The organism is Haloferax sp. Atlit-12N, assembly GCF_003383095.1.
Classification (GTDB): Archaea; Halobacteriota; Halobacteria; order Halobacteriales; family Haloferacaceae; genus Haloferax.
In genome coordinates this window covers 1-2,634 of sequence record NZ_PSYW01000020.1, presented here as the reverse complement: position 1 = coordinate 2,634, position 2,634 = coordinate 1, and the positions used below count along the sequence as shown (strand labels likewise).

General features: G+C 54.3%; 3 protein-coding genes. 1 reads left to right on the top strand and 2 read right to left on the bottom strand.

Going from position 1 to position 2,634, the window contains the following annotated elements:
• Window positions 1-468: beta-galactosidase trimerization domain-containing protein (locus C5B90_RS19670; RefSeq protein ID WP_199517575.1), on the top strand; the 468-nt coding region annotated here is incomplete at its 5' end.
• Window positions 469-833: 365 nt separating this feature from the next.
• Here C5B90_RS19670 and C5B90_RS19665 read toward each other — a convergent pair.
• Together C5B90_RS19665 and C5B90_RS19660 are read right to left on the bottom strand one after the other, a co-directional pair.
• The gene (locus C5B90_RS19665) at window positions 834-1,244 is read right to left on the bottom strand and encodes a hypothetical protein (protein WP_115883608.1); all 411 of its coding nucleotides are present in this window, start codon (window positions 1,242-1,244) and stop codon (window positions 834-836) included.
• Window positions 1,241-2,116 carry a ParA family protein gene (locus C5B90_RS19660; RefSeq protein ID WP_004967663.1) on the bottom strand — a complete coding sequence of 292 codons (876 nt, stop codon included), beginning with the start codon at window positions 2,114-2,116 and terminating at the stop codon, window positions 1,241-1,243. The genes C5B90_RS19665 and C5B90_RS19660 overlap by 4 nt, the downstream gene beginning before the upstream one ends.
• Between the last annotated feature and the right edge of the window lie 518 nt (window positions 2,117-2,634).

Sequence of the window (2,634 nt, the reverse complement as noted above, 5' to 3'; positions counted from 1 at the left end):
GACCAACACGAGAGTTACCCGGAAGATGTCCGACTCGCCGTGGAAGTTGATGGCGATGAGTACGCTGCCACAATCTGGGCGGAGTGGCTCGACCCCGATCCACAGACGACCGTCGTAGCGACGCACACTTCCGGTCCGGGAGCTGGACGTCCGGCAGTCACCCGGAGGAACCGTGGCGACGGCTCAGTAACGTACTGTGGTGTCTGGCCGGGGTCAGAACTGCTTGACGAACTCGTTGCTGAGCTGCTGTCTCGCGGCGGAATCAAGCACACTTCCCGACTTCCGGACGGAGTTCGATTCAACGAACGAGACGGCCTGACATGGGTGACGAACTTCACCAGTCGTCAGTTCGAACTAGATGTGCCAATGGGGGCTGTTGTATCCGGCGGGCAGACGCTGGGTGCGTTTGATGTGGCCGTCGTATCCACCGCTCCACACTTGATCAGCATCTCGAACGAAGCCTCGTAGTGGCCGAAGACGCTCACGATTGTACTCTTGAGTTGAATCGGGAGCATACAACACTTCACCTTCTGAAACTTGCGCCCGACCAATAGATTGGATATAGCGGAATATGGTTTATTACTTGCTCTCCGTTTGGGCCGACAAATTGCTAATCCTCGTTGTCTCTGCGGGACAATGAGGTAATTGAGAATGTAAGAAATCTACTATTATTGTGCTACCTTCGAACTTCTTGGTCCTTAGAATGGGCTACCAGGGAAGCGGCGCTCGTTCTCTTGGTCAACAAACCACCCAGCGGAGCCCAAGTTTCGGACCGCGACCGACTGCCAGTTGTCGGTTTTCGCGCCTACACTGCTGTAAGCGCCGTTTCTTGGCTAGTCGAACGTCATCCCGTAGCCCCACTCTTCGAGGCACTCTTCTGTTTCATCGAGGTGCTGCAGGCCGACCTTCATGAGCGCTTCACGGAGGTCGGTGAGTGAGACGTTTTCTTCGAACCGGTCTTCGAACTCCCGGAGGGCGTCTCGCTCTGCGACTTTTGTCTCCTTCTGTAAGAACAGCGGGACGCGGTCACGACCGTCTTGGACGCCATCGCGGCGGAATTTGTATGGAATCTGGATCTGCTGGCGAGACTCTTGGGTGTCTTCGCCCTCGGCCTGTTTCGAATTCGTTTCTTCGGCCTGTTCAGGCTCTGTTTCCTTCGTCTGAGTCTCTGTATCGGTCGTCGAGTCAGTCGACGAGTCATCTGCAAACGGATCTTCACCAGCTCCTTTCTTCATGCCAGTCATACCGTCACCACCTCGTGATCGACGTCACCCGGTTCCGGGGGGTTTGGCGCTTCGATACCAACCTGTTCTTCGAGATGTCTCGCGATGCGGTCGAACTGAGCAAGCGTTTCAATTTCGTAGTCACGGCGACGATCACGATGTTCACGGACGTATTTGAACGCCGAACATTGCTCCATCCAGCACCCCTCCATCAGGGAGGCACGCTCGCTGATGATCTCTGGGATCGGATAGTCGATTTCAGCTAGTACCTGCCGTTGATCACGTGTGTTTTTGAATCCGGTTGGCACGGCGGCGAGCACACCAACGTCAATCTCGAGTTGGTCTTCAAACCCGGCGACGAGAGCCTCAAGCCCTTCAACTGCTGCACGGCCCTTTGCGCTTGGTTCGACGGGGATGACAAGCGACCGCGTCGCGTGAATCGCGTTGTAGAGGTGTGGCCCTTCAGTTGCTGGTGGGTCACAGATCAGTACATCGTACTCCTCTGGGACGCCGGCCTCGCGGAGCACACGGAGTAACTGTGCGTGCATCCCGAATGCTTCGCCCATGGCCTCTGCCTGGTCTTTCTCTCGCTGGAGAAAATCGGCTAAATCTGAGAGCATATTGTGCTCCGGAACGATGTCGACACCTTCGACGGTCCGAATGAGATCCTCAAAGTCGCCGTTGGGGCGTCGAATCATATGCCGGACAATGTTATCGACTGAATCCGTCCGCTGGTCGTCAACCCCGAAGAGACGTGAAAGATCGCCGTCTTGTGGGTCAAGTGGAACGACGAGCGGTTTCAACCCTGCCCGAGCGTGCGCAACCGCCAGGTTTGCTGCGGTGGTCGTCTTCCCGACCCCGCCTGCCTCGCTGTAGGTCGAATATGTGAGCATACTGTGTTCATGATGAACCATCACCTTGAATCTTCTGTGCATGCACTCATTGTGTTCAACAGGGACATTCATTCGTTGTGTTCATCAATGAATGTACACAATGAACAAACAGGCTGAATACATCTGATGAACAAACACAACGAACGCCATGGCTGGGTGAGGCTATGCTCATCCATTATTGCAGCGGTCTGCGGAGTAATCTTGAGATTTAGTGAACAAAGTTAATGAACACAATTCATGATTGTATGAACTGAATAATACTCTTGGCCAAACATCTTTGCTGTGACACCACGTAGCTACTACTGGAGACAATCTGTGTCACACACGTCTCCACAACTCCCCCATGACGACTGATTCAACGATACTTGGCCGGTGTCCTGACTGCGGTGACGAACTTGCACCGCATCAATCGCTGATTGAGTTTGAAGAAGCAGACGGTACAACCGGCGTGTTCGCGGAATGCTACTCGTGTGATGACGTCGTTCGACCAGAGTGACCCCTGCTCTTTGTTGCAGAAA